The following is a 6,000-nucleotide window of genomic DNA, read 5'->3' as shown; positions in this document are numbered from 1 at the left end:
CGCCCGGCGGCGGCGCCAGGTCGGTCACGGTGCGCCGTTGCGCGAGTGGCTGACGACGTTGCCGGCACTTGGATGAATTTCGCAGGGCCGACTACTTGAGCTCCAGATCTGGATCGAGAGCACGAACCACTTCGAGCATCTCGTCTGCCATCGCCAAGGTGTGCTTGCTCGCGCGAGCCTCCCAGTAGGAACGGTCGGTTACTGCTTGGACTTCTTCGTCTTCGTCCACGAGGCCCAGCCGCACCTCGTCAAGCACCTTCGAACAAATGAGGGACACGGAATCGCCGAGCCGAACCGCGCTAAGCTGAATGGCGACAAGGGGAATAGATCCGTTGAAGAGACTGATGACGTTGAGGAACCGGCTCGTAATGTCTTCGGCGACGATCACTGCCGTGTGGTCGTACTGGGGGTAACGCTTGCGTTCGATATCCCAGTACTCGATGGCGCGGATGATGTGCGCCTCGTCAGTCCTGCCCAATTGCACCTCGACTTCGTAGCGCTTGTTTGTCTCGGCGTCTTGGAGAAGAAGGTCGAGCCGTCCGGCCCGCGGTTGAAGTCGCTCCCGGTCCTTCAATACGAGGTCTCCGAGACCAAGGAGTGAAGGGTCCTCACCGATTCGGTCCTGAAGCCATCGCTCGTTCAGTTCGGGATGGTTCTTCAACCAGATCCGTTCGGGCTTCGTGTACTTCAAAGAGGTCATGCCAATCTCCGTTGCTGCTCAGGCTGCATAACGTTTGAGTTAAGCGACGCACGGCTTTTTGCGCGTCCGCTTGGACGAATAGTTATACGGCATCACTCGCCTTCCTCGCGCTCTGCGTCGATGACTCGGTACGTTGTTTTTTCCGCTGGCTTTTTGCCTGTAATTTCCTCGTATAGAACACCAAGAAATGCAGCGCCCGCACCGAATACAACCCAAAGTGGCACACCGATTGCCGTACCAAGCGCAGCTATACCCGCCCCTTGGCTACCAAACAATGCAAGCCCGATTGCGGCACCGCCAATACCTAGCCGGCCCGTCAATCCGCGGTCATCCCAGGCGAGGCGTTTTGTTTCGCGAGCAATGATCTTGACCGTAGGAACAACAACGCTACTGCTTGCCGTTAGGGTGATGGCCTGCTTGGCTTTTTGGATAGCAGGAAGGCCGGATGCTTTAAGTTCCAAGAGCCGCTCAATCCAAATGCGTAGCGCCTCCTTCTCTGCGGCGTTCGCTGTTGAGGCGATACGAACAGCAAGTTGCTTCTGCTTCTCTGGGCTTGGATCACTCATGGCACCCCCCTGCCGTATAACGCCTGAATTAAGCCGAGCCGCGAAGCGGCTTCGGCTTGAATGAATTGTTAGGGGGCGGGCTCATGCTTCTCGAAGTCCTTTGCAAATGCGGTATTGAGATCCTTCACCGCATCAACCGCCACCTTGCGTTTATGAAAGGTGCGAACCTGTTTGAAACTTAGGTTCTCCTGCTCAAGCTCAGAAGCTATGGCCTGCAAGGCGCTTAGCAAGGGAGCAAATCTCTCGCTCTCTCGGTGCAGCTTGGCAAGCTCGTCGTATGCGCGGCTGACTATCTCTGAATGCGGCGCATCAACTCCGCCGGAAAGTTTTGCTCGGATAGCATGAGGGATCTCTTTGACTATCACGGCATTTGCTGAGTGATGGAACGAAAGTGCGACTTGATAGGCATCCCAGAAGACATTGGATTGAACCAGAGTGCGAAGCCTGTGGTGAGCTGGGCGGTGAAAGTTGGAGCCCGAAAGCGGCGTGAAGCCATCGGTTAGCTGGTCTCTGTCAAATTGTTCTTCAGAGTCACGGTACTCCTTTAGCACATGTAGGCATCGAGCCCAGTTGTGACTAAACGCTCCGCTAACTGACTCAAGCTCAGCTGCGACCAAATCAACAGATTGCTCAAGGTATCGTTGCTTTACAAGCTCATATTCCTTCTGTCGAAAGTAGACCCATAAACCCACTCTCGCGACAACCAGCCCGACGGTAAGAGTGATCAGGCCGCGTATGATTTCCTGGCAAATTGTAGGCATCTTTCCGAGCCCCCTAACGCCGCGTTAAGCGGCCGCGGGTGCGAGCTGCATCAGGAAACACGATAGCCTCTCCCCGCGGTCCGCTTGAACGCATAGTTAGGTGCCATTCGCGCAGCTAAGGAAGGCGTACGTGCTCGGCTCGACCTTCCGAACGTACTGGCCTTGAGTGTAGTTCAGGATCATGCCCTGCCCAAGGAAATTGAGGCTCCAGTCGGATCCGGAGACGACGACACGGGAAACAAACGTGGCATGGGCACGCTCCCAACCACCCGTGCTTGCGTCAAGAAGAGATTGGAGCTGTGAAAACACGCTCGAGCCGGGCTGCAGAATACATTGTTCAACGTGAGCGCCGGCGCGATAGATGGACAGCTGGAGCGGCTCGGAGCTCGGCAGCTGAAATGCGATCTCCCGTGCGCACGCCGACGCCAGAAGAAGCGACAAAATGGCTGTGGATGCGCGGCAAAGCATGAAAATGGCACCTAACTACGATTCGGCCCCATTGTGGGGCGTAATCCCGACGCATAACACCGGCACCCGCCCGCCCTGCCACCAGCGCACCCCCGGCAACACCAAGCAGCAACCACCCGCCTAATGTCCTGCCCGGACGGGTCCACATCCCACAACCCCACCCACGCATCGAAGTCACGGCAGCGGTGCATCGCCACTCTCCCCGGGCTCGTGTCGGCCGGTGCGTGGAACCGGCCCGGGCGATGGTCGCGCTGTCGTGGCCGGCTGTCCAGTTTGCCGGGGGCGGCGGGGCAACCCCCTCCACAGCCCCGCCGGAGGATGGTAAAGATGCGCGACGGATTCCCCCGGACCGACCGTTCGCCGCAGCGATGCATATCCAGGCCGCCGATACCGAACTGCTGATGCGGGCCGCCGAGCCCGCCGACGACGATTTCATCCTCGGGCTGGTGCCGCGTTTCACCAGCTTCGAACTGCCGCCGGGGCGCAAGAAGCTGGTGGTGTCGGAAGGCATCCGGCGCGATCTGCTCAAGCATCTGGACGGCAGCCAGCCGGGCAGTTTCCTGTTCATCGCCGAGACCGACGACGGCGAGCCGGCGGGCTTTCTTCACCTGCAAATCGTCAACGACTTTTTCTCCGGCAAGCCCAACTGCCACATCTCCGACCTGGCGGTGGCCAACGGCTGGGACGGCAAGGGGCTGGGGCGGGCGATGCTGGATTTCGCCGAGCGCTTCGCCCGCGAGCACCGCTGTGAGCGGCTGACCTTGTCGGTGTTCGTCGGCAACGAGCGGGCACGCCGGTTCTACGAGGCCAACGGCTTCAGCACGGAAATGCTGCGAATGGCCAAGCCGCTGTGAGGCGGCTGTTCTCCCTCCCCTTCAGGGGGAGGGCCGGGGTGGGGGTGGTGTTTCGCGCCTTGCAGGCCGCGCGGGCGTTCGCTCGGGTGTTCGCGGTGATCGACCCCCCCCTTGAAGGGGAGGGCTTGAAGCGACCGGCTTGAAGAAGCGACCGCATGAAGGGGCAGGCTCGAAGCAGCGCTTCTGCCCGGACGCGCACGCTTCGACTCCGGCGCTTCCAGGGAAAGCCTGAACAAGTCCACTGGCGCTCATCATTCCCGCGAGAGCGGGACCGAGCGCAGCGATGGCATGGCCGCGAAGCGGCCGAGTCCAGTGCCTTGAGTTTTCAAAGGCTTGAAGTCGCTGGATCCCCGCTTTCGGGGGGATGACGATACTTGTTCGGGCTTTCCCTAGAATGGTGACTGCCGACGGCGCGCTGCGCCACGGCCGTGTTCCCGCCGCCATGCCGGTCCAGCTCGTCCTCGCCACGCCCAACGTCCCGGTCCGCGTCTGGACCGAGGATGTCGATCCGCAGGCGCTCGAACAGCTCAAGCGCACCGCCGCCCTGCCCTTCGTCCGCCACCACGTCGCGGCGATGCCGGACGTGCATCTGGGCATCGGCGCGACGGTGGGCTCGGTGATCGCCACCCGCGGGGCGATCGTGCCGGCGGCGGTCGGGGTGGACATCGGCTGCGGGATGATGGCGGTGCGCACGACGCTGACGGCGGCCGATCTGCCCGATACGCTCGGGCGGCTGCGCGCGCGCATCGAGGCGGCGGTGCCGGTCGGCCTGGATCAGCACGACGAGCGGCACGCGCCGGTGCAGGCCGCCAAACGACTCGACGCCGGCCTGCGCGCCATCCTCGACCGGCACCCGGCGATCGCGCCGAAGGGCAAGGAGCGATCGCGCTGGGTGCAGCAACTGGGCACGCTCGGCGGCGGCAACCACTTCATCGAGGTCTGCCTGGACGAGGACGAGCGGGTGTGGGCGATGCTGCATTCGGGCTCGCGCGGCATCGGCAACCGCATCGGCACGTACTTCATCGCCCGCGCCCGCGAGCTGGCGCAGGCGGCGGACGCGCACCTGCCCGACCGGGACCTGGCCTGGCTCGACGAGGGCAGCGCCGACTACGACGACTATCTTCACGCGGTCGGCTGGGCGCAGGACTACGCGAGCGAGAACCGTCGGCAGATGATGGCGGCAGTGCTCGACGCGATGCGCGCCGAGCTGCCGGCCTTCCGCACCGACGCGATGGCGATCGACTGCCATCACAACTACGTGGCCCGCGAACGTCATTTCGGCGAGGAGCTGCTGGTCACGCGCAAGGGCGCGATCCGCGCCGGCGCGGGCGAGCTCGGCATCATCCCCGGCTCGATGGGTGCGCGCAGCTACATCGTGCGCGGCAAGGGGCAGGCGGAGAGTTTCTGCTCCTGCGCGCACGGGGCCGGCCGGCGGATGTCGCGCAGCGAGGCCAGGCGGCGCTTCTCGCGGCAGGATCTGGCCGAGCAGACGCGCGGGGTGGAATGCCGCAAGGACGCCGGCGTGATCGACGAGATCCCGGCCGCCTACAAGGACATCGACGCGGTGATGGCCAACCAGCGCGATCTGGTCGAGGTGGTGCACACGCTGCGGCAGGTGCTGTGCGTGAAGGGGTGAGGGACTCGGGACAGCGCATCGAGGCGGCGCCACCCCGGCGCAGGCCCGTGCGGCGCGGGTCACGGGCGCGGGCCAGGCGGAGGCGGCATCGCCGCGACCCGCAAGGACGATGACTCCGCGCCACCGCCATGGCGGCGCCGGCATCGACATCCCGGCCATCCCCAACCCGCAACCGATTTGCTATATGCTCGGCTTCCGATGGGAACGCCATCGCCGCGACTGGCCTTGATCCGCTCCGGGTCCACGTATCCGGTCGGGAACGCTTCCCCCGACCCCGCCGGCAGCCCGCGCGTGCTCTCGCTCGACGCCCACGGCCGCATCCTCGACTGGATGAGCTGGCAGGACGCCACCTGCCTGTACGTGCGCGGCGCGGTGGTGTGGACGCTGGGCGAGCCGTGCATGACCGTGCACGGCGGCACCAACCGGGCCACCGGCCGGCAGAGCGTGATCGAACTGCATCCGATCGTCGCCGCGCGCGGGCACGCCCGCCCGCACATGCCCGAGCCGACCCCGGCACTGACCAATGCCGCGCTGTTCTCCCGCGACGGCTACCTGTGCCTGTACTGCGGCAACGAGTTCCACCGTCACCAGCTCACCCGCGACCATGTGGTGCCGACCTCGCGCGGCGGCCGCGACATCTGGGAAAACGTGGTGACGGCCTGCTTCCAGTGCAACTCGCGCAAGGGCGGGCGCACGCCGCAGCAGGCCGGGATGCCGCTGCTGGCGGTGCCGTACCGGCCGAGCTGGGTGGAGCACCTGATCCTCTCCAACCGCCACATCCTGGCCGACCAGATGGCCTTCCTGAAGAGCCATCTGCCCAAGCGCGCCCGCCCGCAGGCCTGAGCGCTTGCGGACGGTCACCGCGCGGGGCCGGGCGCATGCCCGAGGCCGTCGCGAAGCGGCCGGATCGGCCCGTGGCCGGTGCCGCGCCGGGGCAGATTGCGAACGGCGTCCAGCTTCCGGCAACGCAGGCTTGACACGACGTTGACGCGTCTGTGCAGCTTGGCCGACACTC

The 6,000-nt window shown here is 64.4% G+C and carries 6 protein-coding genes; 3 read left to right on the top strand and 3 right to left on the bottom strand.

The features are described 5' to 3' along the window. Window positions 1-91 precede the first annotated feature (91 nt). From HNQ58_RS12150 to HNQ58_RS12140, 3 genes are all read right to left on the bottom strand, one after another. Window positions 92-700 carry a hypothetical protein gene (locus HNQ58_RS12150; protein ID WP_183949200.1) on the bottom strand — a complete coding sequence of 203 codons (609 nt, stop codon included), beginning with the start codon at window positions 698-700 and terminating at the stop codon, window positions 92-94. A 92-nt stretch (window positions 701-792) separates the two neighbouring features. Beyond that, window positions 793-1,266 carry a hypothetical protein gene (locus HNQ58_RS12145; RefSeq protein WP_183949199.1) on the bottom strand — a complete coding sequence of 158 codons (474 nt, stop codon included), beginning with the start codon at window positions 1,264-1,266 and terminating at the stop codon, window positions 793-795. 68 nt (window positions 1,267-1,334) lie between these two features. Next, window positions 1,335-1,817 carry a hypothetical protein gene (locus tag HNQ58_RS12140; protein WP_221301290.1) on the bottom strand — a complete coding sequence of 161 codons (483 nt, stop codon included), beginning with the start codon at window positions 1,815-1,817 and terminating at the stop codon, window positions 1,335-1,337. A gap of 920 nt (window positions 1,818-2,737) precedes the next feature. On the opposite strand from HNQ58_RS12140, the gene HNQ58_RS12135 reads away from it, so the two are divergent. From HNQ58_RS12135 to HNQ58_RS12125, 3 genes are all read left to right on the top strand, one after another. After that, the gene (locus tag HNQ58_RS12135) at window positions 2,738-3,349 is read left to right on the top strand and encodes a GNAT family N-acetyltransferase (RefSeq protein ID WP_343057306.1); all 612 of its coding nucleotides are present in this window, start codon (window positions 2,738-2,740) and stop codon (window positions 3,347-3,349) included. A gap of 442 nt (window positions 3,350-3,791) precedes the next feature. Then, window positions 3,792-4,985 carry an RtcB family protein gene (locus HNQ58_RS12130; protein WP_183949202.1) on the top strand — a complete coding sequence of 398 codons (1,194 nt, stop codon included), beginning with the start codon at window positions 3,792-3,794 and terminating at the stop codon, window positions 4,983-4,985. A gap of 198 nt (window positions 4,986-5,183) precedes the next feature. Next, the gene (locus HNQ58_RS12125) at window positions 5,184-5,828 is read left to right on the top strand and encodes an HNH endonuclease (protein WP_183949196.1); all 645 of its coding nucleotides are present in this window, start codon (window positions 5,184-5,186) and stop codon (window positions 5,826-5,828) included. Window positions 5,829-6,000: the final 172 nt, after the last annotated feature.

Source organism: Rehaibacterium terrae (genome assembly GCF_014202935.1).
Taxonomy (GTDB): Bacteria; Pseudomonadota; Gammaproteobacteria; order Xanthomonadales; family Xanthomonadaceae; genus Rehaibacterium; species Rehaibacterium terrae.
Note: the sequence above shows the minus strand (reverse complement) of the source record. Positions and strands in the feature narration are given on the sequence as shown.